This window comes from Arthrobacter sp. UYEF21 (genome assembly GCF_040546085.1).
Taxonomy (GTDB): domain Bacteria; phylum Actinomycetota; class Actinomycetes; order Actinomycetales; family Micrococcaceae; genus Arthrobacter.
This window is the reverse complement of sequence record NZ_JBEPNF010000002.1, coordinates 122,382-141,897: the sequence shown is the minus strand read 5'-3', so window position 1 is coordinate 141,897 and position 19,516 is coordinate 122,382. Positions and strand designations below refer to the sequence as shown.

The 19,516-nt window shown below is 60.4% G+C and carries 10 protein-coding genes; 8 read left to right on the top strand and 2 right to left on the bottom strand.

Translation table 11 applies throughout. The features are described 5' to 3' along the window. Positions 1-294 precede the first annotated feature (294 nt). Positions 295-477, bottom strand: coding sequence for a hypothetical protein (locus tag ABIB27_RS03875; protein ID WP_354253526.1), 183 nt, complete (start codon positions 475-477; stop codon positions 295-297). A gap of 82 nt (positions 478-559) precedes the next feature. On the opposite strand from ABIB27_RS03875, the gene ABIB27_RS03870 reads away from it, so the two are divergent. The 6 genes from ABIB27_RS03870 to ABIB27_RS03845 all read left to right on the top strand — a co-directional run bounded on the left by ABIB27_RS03870 (position 560) and on the right by ABIB27_RS03845 (position 14,616). Further along, complete coding sequence (locus ABIB27_RS03870) at positions 560-1,708, top strand: ArdC-like ssDNA-binding domain-containing protein (protein ID WP_354253525.1); 1,149 nt, start codon at positions 560-562, stop codon at positions 1,706-1,708. Positions 1,709-1,767: 59 nt separating this feature from the next. Continuing rightward, the gene (locus tag ABIB27_RS03865) at positions 1,768-2,280 is read left to right on the top strand and encodes a single-stranded DNA-binding protein (protein WP_354253524.1); all 513 of its coding nucleotides are present in this window, start codon (positions 1,768-1,770) and stop codon (positions 2,278-2,280) included. Between the two features lie 258 nt (positions 2,281-2,538). Further along, a complete protein-coding gene (locus tag ABIB27_RS03860) occupies positions 2,539-6,093 on the top strand; it encodes a helicase-related protein (RefSeq protein ID WP_502909106.1) in 3,555 nt (1,184 codons plus the stop codon). A 91-nt stretch (positions 6,094-6,184) separates the two neighbouring features. After that, positions 6,185-8,944, top strand: coding sequence for a DUF1156 domain-containing protein (locus ABIB27_RS03855; protein ID WP_354253522.1), 2,760 nt, complete (start codon positions 6,185-6,187; stop codon positions 8,942-8,944). A gap of 40 nt (positions 8,945-8,984) precedes the next feature. Beyond that, complete coding sequence (locus ABIB27_RS03850; RefSeq protein ID WP_354253521.1) at positions 8,985-12,359, top strand: DUF499 family protein; 3,375 nt, start codon at positions 8,985-8,987, stop codon at positions 12,357-12,359. A 4-nt stretch (positions 12,360-12,363) separates the two neighbouring features. Further along, entirely contained in the window at positions 12,364-14,616 is a 2,253-nt protein-coding gene (locus ABIB27_RS03845; RefSeq protein WP_354253520.1) for a DEAD/DEAH box helicase, read from the top strand. Between the two features lie 31 nt (positions 14,617-14,647). On the opposite strand, the gene ABIB27_RS03840 is transcribed toward ABIB27_RS03845, so the two are convergent. Further along, on the bottom strand, positions 14,648-14,968 hold the full coding sequence (locus ABIB27_RS03840) for a hypothetical protein (RefSeq protein WP_354253519.1): 321 nt from the start codon (positions 14,966-14,968) through the stop codon (positions 14,648-14,650). Positions 14,969-15,482: 514 nt separating this feature from the next. On the opposite strand from ABIB27_RS03840, the gene ABIB27_RS03835 reads away from it, so the two are divergent. Together ABIB27_RS03835 and ABIB27_RS03830 are read left to right on the top strand one after the other, a co-directional pair. After that, positions 15,483-16,688 carry a hypothetical protein gene (locus tag ABIB27_RS03835; protein WP_354253518.1) on the top strand — a complete coding sequence of 402 codons (1,206 nt, stop codon included), beginning with the start codon at positions 15,483-15,485 and terminating at the stop codon, positions 16,686-16,688. Continuing rightward, positions 16,685-19,402: a hypothetical protein gene (locus ABIB27_RS03830; protein WP_354253517.1), complete on the top strand. Its 2,718-nt coding sequence runs from the start codon at positions 16,685-16,687 to the stop codon at positions 19,400-19,402. Before ABIB27_RS03835 ends, ABIB27_RS03830 begins: the two co-directional genes overlap by 4 nt. Positions 19,403-19,516: the final 114 nt, after the last annotated feature.

Here is a 19,516-nt window from a genome sequence, read left to right as displayed (position 1 = left end):
CGACGCCTTCCTGGCTCCTTCTACGTTCTGTCACGCGAAAAGCCCCTCCACTGAGCTGATTGGGGAATGGCTCGCGAAGGGGCTACTTGGTGCCGGTGGTCTCGCTTCCGGCGCAGGGATCAAGCACAGGATGTCAGCGATACCGCCAGTGCTACGGGATGGAATCGGCCTGAAGAACGCCACGAGGGAGTCCCGAATTGCTGGTGCCATCACTCCGAAATCGCGGCCGAGCTTAATGCCCTCCAGCGAGCGGAACTGGCTTCCTACACCAGCGACGATCCGGGGTTTGGGCCATTAGCGTTCCACGAGCGGCCGCCGCACGCCGTCGAGCGTCTGCGAATGCATACCTGGACTGCCGGCTGCGTCGGCCTGCAAGCGCACAAGGAACCGGCACTTCGGATCCTGCGGCTCGATAATGTGAACTTCGTTGAGCGGCATGTAGCCACCCATCAGGTCGGGGACGAATTCTGAAGTCATGCTGTTCGCGCCGTCCTGGACATGAATAGGTATCCGCAGGTTGGTCCCGGCGGTAACCCGAGAAGCATGGAGGGTGGCTGTCGTGGCCCCTGAAGCTGAAGACGAACCCAGTGACCTGGCGGCAGAGGCCGCGCCTGCCGCTGGACGCATGACTCCGGAAGAGCGCATCACTGTCTTGACGGATGGCCTCCATAAGATCCTGGAAAAGGCCGTTGAATCGCCGTCGCACTGGCAGGTGCTGCTGGACGCCTCGGTGACATTGTGGCGTTACTCAGGCGGCAACGTTGCAATGCTCATGATGCAGATGGCCCAGCGCGGAACCGAACAGCCGAGCCTGGTGGCAGGGTACAAGGAATGGGCACGCCATGGGCGCACGGTGTTGCGGGGTGAGCACGCACTCTGGGTCATCGCGCCACTGACGGCTCGAGTCCAGCAAGTGATGCTTCCTGACGGTACCCGGCAACGAGTTCCGGCGGGCGAGCAGCTGCCGCGTGGCGCCGTCGACGATGGAAAGACGACCGTCATCACCGGCTGGCGTGGCCAGGCAGTTTTCGATGTCTCCCAGACGGAGGGGACTCCGCTCCTGGTACCCCGCGCCATCGACGGACCGAACGCGGACGCCGCTGCGCTCTGGCAATCTCTGGCGGATGTGGCCAGCCGGCACGGCTTCAGCGTGGACGTTACGGATGCCCAGTACGGGCTGACGAGTGGCTTCACTGATTTCACGCAACAGCGCGTCCAGGTCGGTGGGTGGTTGAACACTGAAGAGCGCACAGCGGTCCTTGCCCACGAGCTTGGGCATGTCCTGCTCCACGGGCCGGACGACGACATCGGCAGGCTTTACGGAAGCAGCGCCGACCATCGAGGGTTGGCCGAAGTCGAGGCCGAATCCGTTGCCTACACGGTGCTCAGGGCCCACGGGATCGACCGCGGCCCGCAATCCGCTTCATACCTGGCGGGTTGGGCTGACGCTGTCATTGAGGCGGAGAAGGACGCGATGGCTCACCACGACGGCAGCAAGCTACCAGCGTCTCGTGCGGACATTGCGAAGTCAGTATTGGGCCGCGTCACCGCGGCCAGCAAGGGAATTCTCGAAATCACGCATCCGCCGGGATTCGGCGGCAAGATCGCCGCGGTCGACGCGGACCCCCGGTTCAACCCTGCAGCGTCCTACGTGGGGTTGGAACAGCCCGGACGGTCTGTTGACGGTCCGGTGATGGCCGGTCCGTAAGGTCCGCCGCAATATCTGTCCGGCGGGGGAGTCTCGCCGGCTGTTGAAAGGACAGAACAATGAGCACCAAGATCCCGGTCAGCATCGCGGGTAATCTCGTCGCTGATCCCGAGCTCAGCTTCGGTGAAAGCGGTGTGGCCCACGCCAAGTTGCGCGTTGCCGTTAACCAGCGAATCCAGGGAGCCGACGGCACCTGGCACGACGGGGAACCCGTCTTTCACAATGTCTCGGCGTTCCGTGCGTTGGCGGAGAACTCTGCGAGCTCACTGAAGAAGGGGGACGCGGTCACCGTCGCTGGCGAGCTGGAATTTCGTTCGTACGAGAAGGAGGGCGAACGCCGCGAGGCCCGGCGCATCGTCGCCGACACCATCGGGCCGGACCTTCGCTTCGGCACTGCCGTCTACCAGCGTTCGTCAAACACAGCAGTTGCGGGGCCTGACGTTGAGGTTCAGGCAAACATTGACGCGCCGGTGGCAGCAGACGTTGCCGCGCCGGGCTACAACATCACGTCAAAGAGCCCGGTGGTGGTGCCCCCTTTCGGGGTCGCAGCGGGGAGTGAGATGAATTACTGAACGCCCGTCCCGATCCGTCACCTACCAGGTCGGAAAGTGCCGTTGGGGCAGACCTGCTCGACAGCGCTGATTTTCCAAGTCTGGTCACCTTGTCGAGTGTCTCGCGCCCCATCGCTGCAGCCTGCATCCAGGATCGGACCGAAGACTTCCTGTTCAATCTCCTGCAGCCGTTGGTTACCGCGGTAATGTCCACCCCCTCTGTAGACTGTGAGTCCACGGCTGGGGACGTCGTGGTGGGCAACAGCATAGGGGTAGGCAATGTCAGTCAGCGCATCGTCATCGGCGTTCGATACCCCGTCAGGAGTGAGGCTCGAGCAGCTTGTCCCAGGTGTCTCGGTTGGTGGTGTCGCAGGCCCGGGTCCTGTGGACATAGTTGCAGTGACGTGGATCGGATCGAACTATCTCACGGTCACATTCTCGGACCAGCAGCACCGGATACAGCAGGCGGTTCTCGGCCGGGACAAGGAGTCCGGCATGACCCTTGCCAGGAATGGTAAGACCCGGGCGTTTGACGGTGATGCCGGGGCTTGGCGTCTTGCCGCAGAGGCACTGCGCATCCGTTATGCGGCGTTATTCGATCCGATGCTGGCCATTTCCACCTCGGACCTGCAGCCGCTGCCGCACCAGATCAAGGCGGTGTATGGCGAGCTGCTCCCGCGGACCCCGCTGCGGTTCCTCCTTGCCGATGACCCCGGTGCTGGCAAAACCATTATGTGCGGCCTCTACGTCAAGGAACTCCTCCTACGTGGAGACCTTGCCCGGTGCCTCATCGTCGCGCCGGGCAGCCTTGTGGACCAGTGGCAGGACGAACTCTTCGACAAGTTCGGGCTTCGCTTCGACATCCTGACCCGCTCGCTCACCGAGTCCACCATCGACGGCAGTGTATTCGATCGGCACCCGCTGCTGATCGCCCGCATGGACCAGCTCTCGCGCAGCGACGATCTCCAGGGGCAGCTAAAGGATACCGACTGGGACCTCATTGTGGTGGATGAAGCGCATCGCATGTCCGCGCACTACTTCGGCAATGAGCTCAAGACCACCAAGCGCTATCAGCTGGGCCTGAACTTGGGTGCCATCACCAGGCACTTGCTGCTCATGACGGCCACCCCGCATTCAGGCAAGCAAGAGGACTTCCAGCTGTTCCTGGCCTTGCTGGACGGGGACCGCTTCGAGGGCAAGTACCGCGACGGCGTGCACACAGTAGTGCCGGAGGACCTGATGCGTCGCATGGTCAAGGAGGAGCTCCTGACAATGGAAGGCAAGCCGTTGTTTCCCGAACGTCGCGCCTACACGGTCCCCTATGACCTCTCCGATGCAGAGGAGGATCTCTACGGTGCCGTCACCGACTACGTCCGCGAAGAAATGAACCGGGCGGACCGGCTCAAAGCCGCAGGCGACGGACGCCGCGGCAATACCGTGGGGTTCGCCCTCACCGTGCTACAACGCCGTCTTGCATCCAGCCCCGAGGCGATTTTGAAGAGTCTTGAGCGCCGCAAGGCACGGCTTGAGAAGCGCCGGCGGGAGATGACTATGGGTGTGGACGCGGAGGGTGGTTTTCGCCAGCGCGTGGATGCGATCTTGGGCCGTGACGACGATCGCCTCGAAAGCGTTCTGGAGGACCTCGCGGGAGAGGAACTGGAGGACCTAGAAGAGGACGTGCTGGATGCCGCTACAGCGGCCCGCACCATCGCTGAGCTGGATCTGGAGATCGGCGCATTGGCCGACCTCGTCGAGATCGCGGGCCGCGTGCACCGCTCGGGCCAGGACAGAAAATGGACCGAGCTACGCCAGCTACTTACTGGGCATGAACTCACCCACGATTCCGAGGGCAGCCTCCGCAAGATCATCATCTTCACGGAGCACCGGGACACCCTGAACTATCTGGTGAACCAGATCCGGAACCTGCTGGGCCGGGACGAGGCCGTGGTGAGTATCCACGGCGGCGTAAGGCGGGAAGAGCGCCGTGCCGTCCAAGAATTGTTCACCGGGGACCCTGAGGTCAGCGTGCTGGTGGCCACGGACGCAGCCGGAGAAGGCTTGAACCTGCAGCGCGCCCACCTTATGGTCAATTACGACCTCCCTTGGAACCCAAATAAGATCGAGCAACGCTTCGGCCGCATCCATCGCATCGGCCAGCAGGAAGTATGTCACCTGTGGAACCTCGTGGCACGGAACACCCGCGAAGGCGAGGTCTTCACTAAACTCCTGGACAAGATCGAGGAGCAGCGCAAGGCATACGCGGGGAAGGTCTTCGATGTATTGGGCGACGCGTTCGAGAATCAGCCGTTGCGTGGACTGCTTATGGAAGCTATCCGCTACGGTGACCTTCCGGAAGTTCGCGCCAAACTCGATGAAGTCATTGACGCCACCGTCGGCCAAGGCTTGGACGAACTGCTCGCCGAGCGTGCCCTGCATCGCCAAGTAATTGCAGAGTCCGATGTAGAAGAGATGAAGCTGCGTCTGGAACAGACACAGGCCCGGCGCCTCCAGCCACACTTCATTGAATCCTTTTTCCTAGAGGCGTTTAATCGGCTGGGTGGACGCATCAGCATCCGGGAGTCCGGTCGATATGAGGTCACCCACGTACCTCACGCTTTGAGGGACCGTGATCGCCAGATCGGACTGGGGGCGCCCGTTTTGCCAAAATATGAGCGAGTCACCTTCACCCGTGAACGGGCTCGGGCCGCGGGCATGACACCTGCAGCCCTGATCGCCCCGGGCCATCCGCTGCTGGACGCCGTGGTTGACCTGACGATTGAGACGCACCACGGGAACCTCAAACAAGGTGCAGTTTTGGTGGACCCCAACGATGACGGCGAGACCCCGCGACTGTTGGTGGCTCTGGCCGAGGAAATCGCCAACGGCCGCCCCCAACCCATCACAGTTTCCAAGCGCTTTGACTTTGTCGAGCTGCAACCGAACGGGGCGGTACATCCGGCAGGCCCCGCGCCCTACCTGGACTATGAGGCTCTCCCCGCGGGGGCAGAGGCATCTGTGGAGGCTGCCCTCGCGGAGCCATGGTTGGTCCGGGGCGCAGAGGACATCGCCGTGGAATGGGCCATCCAGCACTCTCTGCAGGAGCACGAGAACGAGATCCGAGCAATGGTGCTCCCCATGGTGCAACGCACACGGGAACAAGTGAACAGGCGCCTTAAAGCGGAGATCAACAACTGGGACATACGTCACGCAGAACTGCTTGACCGCGAGGCCGCCGGCAAACAACTGAAACTCCGGCCGGAGACCGCCTACCGGCGGGCACGGGACTTGGAACGCCGCTTGGAACGCCGCTTGCAAGAGCTCGACGCCGACGCCTCCTTGAGCGTCAGACCTCCCGTTGTCGCCGGCGCAGCCCTTGTGATTCCGAAAGGACTGCTGGAACGACTCCAAGGCCAGCGCACGCAGCCGGTGGCCACCTACGCCAACGAGACGACCTTCGTGGAGCGCCGTGCTGTGGAAGCCGTAATGGCCGCCGAACGGACACAGGGACGCGTTCCGAAAGAGATGCCGCACAACAACCCCGGCTATGACATCCGTTCGGTGACACCCGGCGGGACTGTGCTGAAGATTGAAGTCAAGGGACGCATCAGCGGCGCCGACGACTTCACCATCACCCACAACGAAGTGTTGACAGCCAAAAACCTTGGCGACGACTACCGGCTCGCCCTCGTCGAAGTCAGTCCGGAAGGACCGCAAGCCGATCGGATGCGATATCTTGACCGCCCCTTCGATGCCACGTCAACCGATGACTTCCGGATCACCAAGCTCACACTAGGGTGGAAGAAGACGTGGGAGCAGGGTACAAAGCCACACTGATCGTCCCAACCTAGCCTTGCTGCTCAGCGGCGCCCCACGTATTGAACGCGATTCAGATGTACCAAAGCAAGAGAACTGTGCAGGAGAAACATTGACCGAGCCGATCCGACGGAAACTCATCGAAGTGGCACTGCCCTTGGAGGCCATCAATCGAGAGTCGGCGCGGGAGAAGTCCATCCGGCACGGACACCCGTCCACGTTGCATCTATGGTGGGCCCGTCGCCCTCTCGCGGCTGCCCGGGCCGTCCTTTTCTCCCAGCTCGTCGATGATCCTTCGGCACGACCCGAGGAGTTCCCCACAGAAGCGGCGCAAGATGCCGAACGCAAGCGGCTGTTCGCCTTAATCGAGCGCCTGGTGGTCTGGGAGAACGCAGGGGACGAGAGGCTAATGAAGGAAGCTCACGACGAGATTCTGAAGTCGACTGATGGCAATCCACCACCGATTCTGGATCCTTTTGCTGGCGGGGGCTCCATCCCACTAGAAGCGCAGCGACTGGGTTTGGAGGCGCATGCTTCCGACCTCAACCCTGTGGCTGTGCTGATCAACAAGGCGCTCATCGAGATGCCACCGAAATTCGCGGGCAATCAGCCGGTCCATCCAGACATAGACCGGGCGGTGAAGCACTGGCCGCGTGCCACCGGCTTGGCTGAGGATGTCAGACGCTATGGTGCGTGGATGCGCGACGAAGCCGAGTCTCGTATCGGACATCTGTACCCGAAGGCCAAGCTCGCAGACGGCACTGAGGCGAACGTTATGGCCTGGATTTGGGCCAGAACCGTCACGTGTCCCAACCCAGCCTGCGGGGCCGAAATCCCGTTGGTGAGTACCTGGTGGCTATCGAAGAAGAAGTCCCGTCCCACATGGATCCAGCCAGTGGTCACGGGAAAGGATATCGACTACGAAATCAGAGTTGGCATGCCCGGACCGCAGACGCCGACCAAGAGGGGACAAGGTGCAAACTTTGTCTGCTTGGTATGTGAATCTGTCGCAGGTCGAGACTATGTTCACGACCAATTTGCCGCCAAGAACGACGGCCGACGCTTGCTTTCGGCCGTGACGGTGGGCCATCGTCAGCGTGTCTATTTACCTGCAACTACTGTCCAAGTGCTCGCTGCCGATGTAGAGCGCCCCGTAGACGTACCCGATCAGGAATCTCGCGGAACTTTCGGCGGTAACGCGCAGGGCAGACGCTATGGATTCCACACTTTTGCGGACTACTTTACGAATCGACAGCTTGTGGCAATGACGACGCTTAGTGATCTTGTCAGCGAAGCCTGCAACCGTGTGGCAGCCGATGCAAAGGATGCAGGCCTCGGTTTGGAATCAGCTGATTCCTACGCTAAGGCGGTGGCTCTCTACCTCGGGTTTGCTGTTAGTCGGTCAGTAGACCGGAGTTCGTCCATTTGCACGTGGGATTCGAGCCCCAAGATGGAAGCTCTGCGAAATACCTTTGCTCGGCAAGCCATCCCAATGACATGGGATTTCGCTGAGGGAAATCCATTCAGTAATTCTTCCGGCAACTTTCTGGATAATGTCGGCTTCGTTGCAAAGGTTGTGGACCGGTTGCCTGCGGCATGCGAGTCGGCCGTACGTCAGTCAAACGCTGAGGTGGCGATAGAGGCGGGTCAAGTTGTAACAACGGATCCGCCATATTACGACAACATCGGTTATGCGGACCTTTCGGATTTCTTCTACGTTTGGCTGCGCAGGTCTCTCGGCGCAATCTACCCCGACGTGACTGGCACGATGCTCACACCCAAGGCCGAAGAACTGGTTGCGACGCCACACAGATTTGAAGGTTCGAAGAAGAAAGCCGAGGAACACTTCGAGCGCGGCTTTGTCAGGACTTTCACTCGCATCCGCAAAAAACAGGCCGAAGGGATTCCGATCACAGTTTTCTACGCGTTCAAGCAAGCGGAATCCGATGATTCCGGAACTGCTTCAACCGGCTGGGAAACCATGCTCAATGGCCTCATGGAAGCGGGTCTTATGGTTACGGCCACATGGCCGATGCGCACTGAACTTGGAAATCGGATGATCGGCAGCGGCACCAATGCTCTCGCCTCCTCGATTGTCCTGGCGTGCCGGCCTCGCCCGGAATCGGCTGAAGCCACGACCCGCCGTGGATTGATCGGTGCGCTCAAGGCTGAGCTTCCGAACGCCCTACGTCACCTGCAGCAGGGCAGCGTTGCCCCGGTGGACCTCGCGCAGGCGGCAATTGGTCCGGGCATGGCCGTGTTTACCCGATACACCCGCGTCGTTGAGGCCGATGGTTCAGGCATGAGCGTCCGCACTGCACTGGCCCTGATCAACCAGGTGCTCGACGAGACCCTTTCGGAGCAGGAAGGCGACTTTGACTCTGACACTCGTTTCTGTGTGAAGTGGTTCGGCCAATTCGGGTGGAACAAGGAACTGTCCGGGACAGCAGACACGCTGTCCCGTGCGACGAACACCTCCACCCAGGGACTGCAACGCGGCGGGGTGTTCCGCGCCGTCGCTGGCGAGGCCTGGCTCATTGCTCCGGAGGACCTTCCCCTGGACTGGAATCCTATGACGGACGACCGGACGAGTGTTTGGGAAGCAGCTATGCACCTTGCCCGTGCGCTCACCGATCACGGGGTTGACGCAGCGGCCAAACTTATGTCTGGCGCAGGGCAGCGGGTCGATCTCGATTCCGTCAAGGAGCTTGCCTACCGGCTCTTCAATATCTGTGAACGCAAGGGCTGGACCAAGACCGCTATCTTGTTCAACGCGCTCGGCACAAGCTGGGGCGAGCTCGAATCCGCCAGTCGTTCCGCTGTCGCGAGTGCCCCGGCGCAGGGCGCCTTTACGTTTGACGCCAGTAATTGACAGCTACCACTTTCGCACCAAGAAGACACGGGGATAGACCATGGCAACGTTAAGCAACCGGGACCGCGTCGGCAAGGCCTTTGAGCTGCTTCGCGACGGACTCTTGCCTTTTATTGACCAGACTATTGACCGGCTGGCCCGCGGCGCCGACTGGGCTGCCATGCTCACCGAAGCCAAAGTCAAGACGGTTGATCCCGAGGATGTTCAATCGCATCTTATGCTCCTTACGGAGAAGTTCGTCCCGCTGTTCAAGGAACAGCTGCCCTTCTCGGCACGAAACTATGCGAGCGAGCTACGCGACCAGCGCAACAACTGGGCGCACATGAAGGCTTTTTCCAACGACGACGCGCACCGCATGCTTGAGAACGCTGAACGGCTTCTGGTCTTGGTTGGTGCCGTCGAGCAAGCAGAGGCCGTCCGCACATCGCGGTTGGATCACCAGCGAGGCGTGTTCGAGGCCGAAACCAAGAAGCTCGTCAAGCAGCAAGACGTCACCGTCAACGTAGGCGGTGAGGTTGCTGGTCGCGGGCTCAAATCATGGCGAGAGGTTCTGCAGCCGCATCATGACGTAGCCACGGGCAACTTCTCGTCGTCGGAGTTTGCCGCAGACCTCCACGAGGTCGCTTTCCCCAAGAAGGGCGGCGGTGTCAGCGTTGAATATACTCAGCCCGCAGAGTTCTTCCGCCGCACCTACCTCACGGAAGGCCTCCGGGATCTTCTGGAAGGTGCCATCCGGCGCATCGGCGGAGATGCCAACGCGAGTCCTATCATCAACCTGCAAACTAACTTCGGTGGCGGTAAGACGCACTCGATGCTCGCCCTGTACCATCTTTTCTCCGGCGCAGCGCTGACCTCGCTGCCACAAGACATCCAAGACCTCGTCGCCGGCCGTCAATTGCCCGCGAAGATCAACAGGGTAGTGCTCGTCGGCACCCACCTCAAGCCCACCGGTTCCTTGCGGGACGGCACCCAGATCAACACCCTCTGGGGCGAGCTAGCGTGGCAGCTCGGCGGGGCCGCCGCCTACGCCCGAGTGGCCGCAGCAGACAAGGCAAAGACCAACCCTGGAGACCTCCTCCGAGACCTCATCGCCGACTACGGGCCATGCCTTATTCTCATCGACGAATGGGTAGCCTATGCCCGCCAGTTGTGGGGTCGCGAGGACCTTGAAGCCGGCACATTTGACACCCAGTTCACCTTCGCCCAAGCCCTCACCGAGGTGGTTAAGAGCATACCTGGAGCTCTTCTTGTAATCTCCATCCCGGCATCCCACGACCCCGAAAAAGAGCCCGGCGCAGGCGGATCAGCCATCGAAGTCGGAGGACCCAACGGCCAGGAAGCCCTCCAGAGACTGCAGAACGTGGTACGCCGCGTCGCTGTCCCCTGGCGTCCGGCATCGTCCCAGGAATCCTTCGAGATCGTCCGCAGGAGACTGTTCACCGAACCCAGCGCCGCAGCGCTGGGCGAGATAGCCGCCGTCGCCCGCCAATACAGCATCTTCTACGCCAATCACCGGGGTGAGTTTCCCCGCGAAGTGACCCTCCCGGAGTATGAAGCGCGGATCAAGGCCGCTTACCCGCTTCACCCCGAGCTTTTCGACCGCCTCTACGAGGACTGGTCCACCCTGGAACGTTTCCAGCGCACCCGTGGTGTCCTGCGCCTGATGAGCACCGTCGTCCACGCTCTTTGGATGGCCCAGGACGCCTCACCCATGATCATGCCCGGTACAGTGCCACTGGACGTCTCCACCGTGACCAGCGAAATCACCCAGTACCTTCCTGACGCATGGAAGCCAATCATCGACAGAGACATTGACGGGGACAACTCTACTTCCGCCAAGATCGACGCCGAGCGCCCCCTCCTCGGAGCCCGCGCCATGACACGTCGTCTGGCCCGGACAATTTTCATTGGGGCAGCCCCCACACTGAACTCCCCGCACAAGGGCCTAGAACGGCAGCGTCTGTGGCTCGGGGCCGCCATCCCCGGAGACACCGTGGGGAACTTCGGCTCCGGGCTGGAGCTCCTCTTCCAGCGCTCCAACCACATCTATGAGGAATCCAGCCGCTACTGGTACGACACCCAGCCCTCAGTCGCCCGGACCGCCGCTGACTACGCCGACTCCCTCCGCGACCGTCCCGAGGAAGTCTGGGCAGAAATCGTGTCCCGGCTTCAGGGCGAACGCCGTCAGAGTGCCGGTTTCGCTGCGGTGACTGTGGCGCCGGCTTCGTCTGCGGAGATCAAGGATGCCGATGAAGCCCGGCTGGTGATCCTGCACCCGTCGCAGCCGCACACCAAGGACAAGGCAGACTCTGCGGGGGCCCAGTGGGCCCGGGACGCGTTCGAGCGTTGTGGCACTGCACAGCGTTCCAACCGCAACATGGTGGTCTTCCTGGCTCCCGATTCCAAGCGCCTGCCTGAGCTTGAGGAGTCGACGCGTTCCTATCTGGCGTGGTCGTGGGTGGCCGCACGCAAGGAGGAGCTCAACCTCACGCCGCAGCAGCTCAAGCAAGTTGAGTCGAACGTCCAGAGGAACTCTGAAGACGTGAATTCGCGTGTCTATCAGAGCTATCACTGGTTGCTTGTGCCCGAACAGCCCGACGCCGCAGCCCCCGCGTTCATCGGCTTCGAGAAAGCCGAGGGCGCAGGGTCCTTGGCGAAGCGGGTGCTTGACCGCCTGGTACGCCAGGGGCTCATGACCACTCTTATCGCTCCGCTCGTTATCCGTATGGATCTTGAACAGCGTCTTCGCCCGGTGTGGGAGCGTGGCCACATTTCTGTGGGGGAGCTTTGGGGGTATTACTGCAAGTATCCCTATCTGACACGTATGCGGGACCGGAGCGTGCTTGCGGCCGGGATTTCCGAGGCGCTGACGACCATCTTGCCCGACGATGGTTTCGCGCTGGCGCACGGTTACGACGAGGCCTCGGGACAGTACTTAGGGCTCAGATTCCACGGATCGCACTCTTTGTTCGGGGACATCACGGACTCCGTGTTGTTGGTCCACCCAGATGTGGCACAGCGGCAGCTCGAAGCTGAAACAGCGGCGCAGACGGCGACGGGCGAGCGGGAAATGGCCCTGCGCACTGACACAGGAGGCTCCTCAGCATCCTTGACGGATGTACCTTTGGAGCATCGGCCGGGAGCCGACGTCGAACATTCCCAGGAAACGCTGGCCAGACGCAACACCCGCTTCTTCGGCGTATACGAGGTCGATCCCGAGCGCTACGGCCGGGACTTGACACGCGTCAGCCAGGAAATCCTGCATCAACTTGCCGCCGCAGAGGGTGCCTTGCTGCGCGTGACCTTGGAGATTCATGCGGAAGCGGCCGAGGGATTTTCTGATGACAAGGTCCGTGTGGTGCTGGAGAACGCGAGGACGCTGAAGTTCACCCAGTCCTCCTTCGAGGACAACTGACGCCGTGAGCGGGCAGACACCTGCGGCGGTGGCGCTTCCCAAGAACGGGGAAGAAACGCGGCGCGTCCTTGATCGAGCTGAGCAGCTGCGGCAGAAAGCCGCCGGGCTTGTTGGGGTCGAGCGCAGGGCTCAGCTGGACGTGGAGCAGTCTTTCAACGAGCTGCGCACCCACATGGTTGAGGCCCAGCTTGCTGAGATCCCCGTGGAGAGGCTCAAGGAGTCAACTTCCGGACGGCTGCGGCTGGGGGCCATTGCCACGGCAGGGTTCACCACTGTGCTGGATGTCTACAAAGCTGGTCCCGACAGGCTCTTGCGCATCCAGGGCGTGGGCCAACAGACCGCAGATCAGTTGCGTGGAGCTGCGCGCCAGGTGGCAGAGGCAGTTAAGGAGGGGCTGAAGGTCCGTGTTGATCTCGATCCGGCAAACCCGCGCAGCACAGGATTGCTCGTGGCGCTCCGACGTCTTGAGATTACAAGGGCTGCCGTGGCGCCACACTCAGCATCCATTCTGAGCGTCAGTACGGGACTGGCTCGGCACATCAGTTCATCCCAGAAGGCTACGGTGGGGAGTCTTCGCTGGTTTTTCACCGGTTCCGACGAGAAAGCCCGTGCAAGGGCCGCCGTGGCTAAGACGTTGGAATTCCTGCGATGGGCCGACGCAACAGGCTACTGGCAGGCCCTGGACCAGCTGGCGGCGACCGTTTCCACGCCGGTGGCTGGCCGGGATGTGTGGAAAGACTTCGAGACCAGATCCGCGCAGTATTACGGCCTTCTCGGGGAGATCGTCGACCTCGGCCTGGACGTAGCCGCTTCAGAGGGTTTCCTTCCAGCCGAGATCGTAAAACAGGTCAACGAGCAGCAGCTCGACGAAACGTTCCGCAACGTCTCACTCCGCGGTTACCAGGCGTTTGGTGCCAAATTCGCGTTGGTGCAGCGCAGGGTAATCATCGGTGACGAGATGGGCCTCGGTAAGACAATCCAGGCGATCGCAGCAATGGCGCATCTGCATGCCATCGGGGGAACGCGATACTTGGTGGTGTGTCCGGCCAGCGTCCTGGTCAACTGGCTGCGGGAGATCCAATCAAAAAGTTCGCTTGAAGTCTTCAGATTGCACGGCGACGAACTCTGGCGCAATCGACTGGTATGGGACAAACGCGGGGGCGTAGGCGTGACTACATTCGAAGGACTCCGCACGCTCGACCACGAATCCAAGATTGAGCTAGACATGCTCGTAGTGGACGAAGCCCATTTCGTTAAAAATCCCAACACCATCAGGTCGCGAACAGTGCGGTCACTCCTCCGACGGTCCGCACGCACGATGTTCCTGACGGGCACACCCATGGAGAACAGAGTGGAGGAGTTCAAAAATCTCATCTCTTATCTCCAGCCCGAAGTGGTTCAGCACATGTCCGGAGTCAAAACGATCGCCCGGGCTGAGGTCTTCCGTAAGGCCATCGCTCCCGTGTATCTTCGGCGCAACCAAGAGGACGTTCTCAACGAACTCCCCGACCTCATCCAGGTCGATGAATGGGAAGACTTTGAAGGCGAAGACTATGGCGCATACCTAGACGCAGTGGCTGCGGGCAACTTCATGGCAATGCGGCGTGCCGCCTTCGCCGGCGCGGCAGACGGGGGATCAGCCAAAGTGCGCCGGCTGCTTGAAGTCGTTGAGGAGGCTGCGGCGAACGGCCACAAGGTCATCGTTTTCTCTTTCTTCCGCGACGTCCTCGAGGTTGTCAGCCGGACGCTGCGGATGCAGACGTTCCCCTTAGAAGTCATCGGAGCCCTGACGGGAAGCGTGTCGACATCCGAACGCCAGAACATGGTAGACCGCTTCACAGCGGCAAAGGGGGCGGCAGTCCTTGTCAGCCAAATCCAAGCAGGCGGAGTTGGCCTCAACATTCAGGCGGCCTCCGTGGTGATCCTCTGTGAACCGCAGGTCAAACCATCCATGGAATCGCAGGCCATTGCCCGAGCCCACCGCATGGGGCAGGTACGCAGCGTCCAGGTCCACCGCTTGCTCATTGAAGACAGCGTGGATCAGCGAATGCTGGAAATTTTAGGCTCCAAGCAAGCTCTGTTCGATGAATACGCGCGGCAGAGCGACATCGCAGTCAACACACCCGAAGCCATGGATATCTCTGAGGTCGCGCTGGCGCGGGATGTCGTGGCCGCGGAACAAGAGCGGTTGGCCAAGGAACTGATGGCGAGGCTGGATGCTGACGGAAACTCAACGGCTTCGTTGGCAGAAGGCTGAAAGCCTGACCGAAAACATTGATTGCCTGTGGTCAGAGCTTGTCGATCCAAGTGTCTTCTTCGCGGTTGTCCCAAGCCGAACCAGAGGTTGATTCCGACTTACGACCCCACCCTTCAATTCGTGCCAGGACCTGGCGCACTTCGCGGGAATACAGTTCCCGAATGTTCGAGATACTCCGAATCACACAGCCCTGAATGACCTCTTGGCGTTCGGCCATGTCGGCGATTCCCGCGATGTCGAAGGCACCTCGAATGCTCGCGATCTGCTCGGGAGAGATCCTTGGCTCTTCGATGACCGGAGTTGCTGGTGCTGCGGCGGGTAAGTCGAAGAGCCCTGGTTCTTCATGAGTCATTTGCGCGGACGATCCTTAATTTTGCTGGGGCGTGGAGCCACCATGTTATCCGGGGCGGCGCGTCGATCGCGACGGTAGCTGTCGTGTGGCAAGGGGCACTTCCTTGATGGTTTTAGCCCACGCTCCATGGAGCCCGTTGACCGTCTTCCGCAGTTACTTCGCCGTGATCGGTGTCCACGAGGATACAGTGTCAGAACATGACGTAACTGCCGTTGGTACAAGGGGGAACCAGATGACGGATGGACTGCCGCAGTGGTCGGGCCTCGGTGACGGGCCGTCCGAAGGAAGATTCCCACTCGCTGTGGAGGGCTACCCCATGCGGTGCGTCGAGGGGCTGCTGCCCGGGGTGACGACAGTGACGCCGCACGCACGGTACTACTCACTGCACGCGTACGTTGCGACTGTGGGCAGGGCGGGGGGTCTGGAACCGACGGAGATCTTGCGCCGCTGTGAGGTTGTCTTCGCTGCCATATCAATTCTGCACGCTAGACGCTCACCGGATACCCATCGAGGAATGTCCCTGGCCCATGGTCACGACAAAATTGTGGACTCGATGAGCGACGGCGTTCTTCGAGTATCGGAGTTGGCGGCGCCTGGATCCTATGCTCAAGCCAAGCGCGGCTTTCTCGGCCCCTACCTTGCGAGCGAACGCTCGCTCGGATTGCTGCTTGCTGATGATCAACACATGCATCCTGGAGCGAATTCGGACCATAAAGTGCTGCAACATGCCTTCGCAGGATTGCTTGACTTGGCCGTGCTTGACGAGATTCCATCCTTGGAACTTGATGAGTGGCCGAGCTTGTGTTTATGCGGCGAACAGGCTGCCGAGCGAGCGTGGCTGCGGTCGGTTATGTTCCCGGCTTCGACGGTGTCGGTGAGAAGCGGAAGCGATAGGCGATCGCAGACTTCACTCATGTTGTGCCGCCTCATCGAGATGTTCGAACCCGAGGACATCTCCAACGCACTGAGTCGAAAGCTCATCGCAGATTCTCGGACATATGAGGATCCTCAACTCCAAGGTTTACAGATAGTTCCGGCCTGGCGGGGAGTCGTCTTGCGTCGCTGGTACACGTGGGCTTGGCGTGATTTGTGGCGCTGGCTTGTCAACGAAAACGTCATCGGCGTTGTACCTGTGTCTCAACTGCAAGGCGCCCTAGCGGAACAGCTACCGGAGCAGACTGTCGCCAAATTTCGTCGTAACCTTCCGCCCGGAATGGTCGCGGGCTCACTTGTGGATGCCGAATATGACGGGAGCGTCCGTGCGCTGGGACCTGGCCCCCGTAATCTGGCATGGCTCATCATTGGTGCGGGTCGTTCGGGGCAACTAGGCGAGCAGGTGGGGCCCTACTTCGAAGGTGGAGAGCGCGAGCTCCGAAATTACGAGCTGACCCCCGTATGGCTGCAGGCGTTCCTGGACCAGCGGGACGATCGCCCCCTCAGGGATGTCGCTGTTGAACTCTGCGCGATACTCTTGGCTCGGTCCCAGCGGATTGCATTGGCAAAGTCGACATTCAAGAACGGTCACTGGCGTGTGCCTGCGAGAGTGACTCTCCGCGACGGCTACGTCTTTCGCGACTCAAATGAAGGAGGGGGACCGGTCTCTTTGCGCTGGGATCAGCTGACGCAGGTAATGTGTGGTCTTGGCATGGTGAAGCGCGTTCGTGGGGACCAAGGGCAACGTGACCGATGGACCCTCGGTGCAAATGGATCGCGAATATGAATGACGCCCCGAATCAGCTGGATCTGTCCGCATTACTTCATGAGCTGGAAGCGGGCGGTCAGTGGGACGTCGAAGAAGTGCTGTTCCTCAGTTTCAATGCCAATGTCGGGTTCTTTGAGAAAGGAGTGCTCGGGCTCTGTCGCTCCATGGGAGCGCGGGTATCTGTAATCGCGGACGCCGGCATGTGGCGGCCCGATCCGCTGGCTATGAGGGGCGCGGGGTCGGAGTACCTAGTTGGTCTCGCCTCACACTCTTCCGCGTTTCACCCGAAACTGGTGCTCATCATCGCCGCAGATAGGGTACTTGCAGTCATCGGTTCAGGGAACCTCACATCGGGAGGGTGGCAATATAACTCTGAATTGTGGAGCGTGCTCCGGTCCCAGGAAAGAGAAGCGCCGCAACCACTATTTGACCTGGCTGAGTGGCTCGAAGCCTTGCCTCACGTCGTACGCATAGCTACGCCGCATGTGAAGGCAATTCAACGGGTAGCAGATCGCCTCCGCACAACCTTGAGCAACTTTGGTCCGCGCGCTGGCGGCACGAAGCTTATAACTAACTTGGATCACTCCATGTTGTCGCAGCTACCGACTGGACCGGTAGACGAACTGATCTTGGCCGCGCCGTTCATCGATGACCGGGCAGCGGCAGTCGAGGCGTTGGTGAAGCACTTCCCATCCCCAAAATTGACCATCATCGTCCAGCCTGGCCTGACAGTAGTCACCCCAGACGCGCTGGCGCAGGCCTTAAAGAGCCAGCCAAACGTCAGCGTTGTCATGGATGAGTCTGGATTCTCCCGCAGACGCTACCGTCACGCAAAGCTCATTGAGTGGCGTCGAGGCACCATACGCCAGGCACTGACTGGCAGTGCCAATCTATCTGCGGCGGCCATGCTTAATCCGGCACGTACGGGGGGCAACGTTGAACTGGGATTGTTGACAAACATAGTAGAATCGCTGTGGCCCGATCCTGTTTTCCGGCTTGACGATTGTGTCATCTTGGATAATCCGGGCGATATTCCCGCCATGCGAATTGAGAATTCGGATACTGGGGACAACGCCAAGGGCGCCCCGCAGCTGCTGAGTGCAGTCTTCGCCGGTAATGAAATCGTTCTTGAGCTGGCCCGTCCGGCTTCGATTTTGCTAAACGTCGAATACGTCAACAATCCTTTGACCGAGACTTGGAAACGGCTCGGTCTTATCGCCCAGGGGGAGATAGGTGGAACGTTTCCTGCTGGCGTCCTCGCTGAGAACGCGCTGCTCCGCCTCAGCTGGCACCGAGACGGCTCACCTGGTCAGACTGGAGCGGCCATTCCGGCCTCTGTACCAGAACGACTTCGACTCCGTCCTGCCCGCGCCGGAAAGTCCGTAGGATCGAGGATCAGATCCCGGGACGACTTGCTGGGCCAGGATCTTAGCTATCTCGATGCATTCGCAGAACAACTTTCACAAATCCAAGAAGACTTGACTGCCCTGAAGAAGCAGTCCAGCAGGACGCACTCTCAGGAACCACCTTCAGCAGCAGCGGCAAGAGCAGCTGCTGAAGAGGATGTCACGCCATGGCTTTGGGAACTCGAACAAGTCGCGATGAACATCCATGGCCCCGTCCTTTCCGGATTTGCGCTCGGCCTTCCGACACCCATTGCCGCCACGGGATGGGAAAGCTTTGACACCAGTGAAGCTGGAGACCTGGACGCTGATTCCACAACTTCGACTGACGGTCCCGTGGCTCTTCCAACCGAGGAAAATGACCAATCTTCGGAATTGCTGTCTCATCACAACGACCCTGACCGGTTGAAGAAGATCAGGCGCGATCGAATAGAAGCTTTCGCAGAAATGACAGAACGCTTGAGCGCAGTATCGTACTTGGGTTTGGCACGCTTGGCCCTGTGTTTCTACTGCGCGGGCAATTGGGCCGAATCGGAAGCCAGCCCTATTGAATTCATTACGACCTTCGCGTCCAAGGCGCTGGCAGCCGCAGATACGGCCAGCCTTCGAGACGAGGCAGACGCTCTGACCGCAGTAGCACTGACATCGGTGCGGCGCAGAGTCGATTTCAGGTCGACGTCAGCACTGTCGCAAGAGGCGAGAAAGCTGAAAGAGCTTGGCCATAGGATCACGCTGGATGGTGTCCCTCGCAGCATAGTGATGGAATATACAAGGTGCCTGTCATCAGCAGGCGGACGCCCTCTCGAAGCGGACGACGTCTATGAAGAGATCCAAGCACTCTCTGATCACTCGATACTTGATGAAGCTGTACTCGCTGCCAACGGTCACAACTACGGCGCCGAGGTAGTAGGACCAAATCTTCTACAGCTGTCGCTGGAGTCTGGTGACCCGATACGAGCCGCCCTAAGCGTACTAAGCGATTCTTCCGAACCGGTCGGGGTGAGAGCGTTCTCGAAGGCGTCAGATAAGAGGGCGCTAGTGCTGTGGTGCAGTCCAGACCTGTACTGCATCGAGTTTGAGAGGCGAGATCTCTGGACTCATTATCGCGCTCCTCAAGGCCCTCGCGTGGTGTTAAACAGCATGCGTTCCTCTGAAGCGAGCCGATTCAGAGTCAACCATGGACCCTTCGTACGCCCGATCACCGAAGCCAAGGATCTAGCGAAACGCTTGGGCATTTCGATATACCCCACAGGCACAGCGCCTCGTGGGACCTGCCCGAACTGTTTTATGGTTCTGCCGCGGGATGGGGTGTGTAGCAGTTGCGAGTGAAGATGCGAGACATCCTTCGAAGGCAAAGGGTTCTGACCCCATCTGGACTGTGCGGCCGGCTCGCCGCGTCGGCGCTAATGCTGTCAGGCTCTTCCCGTCCCGCCGTCCATTCGC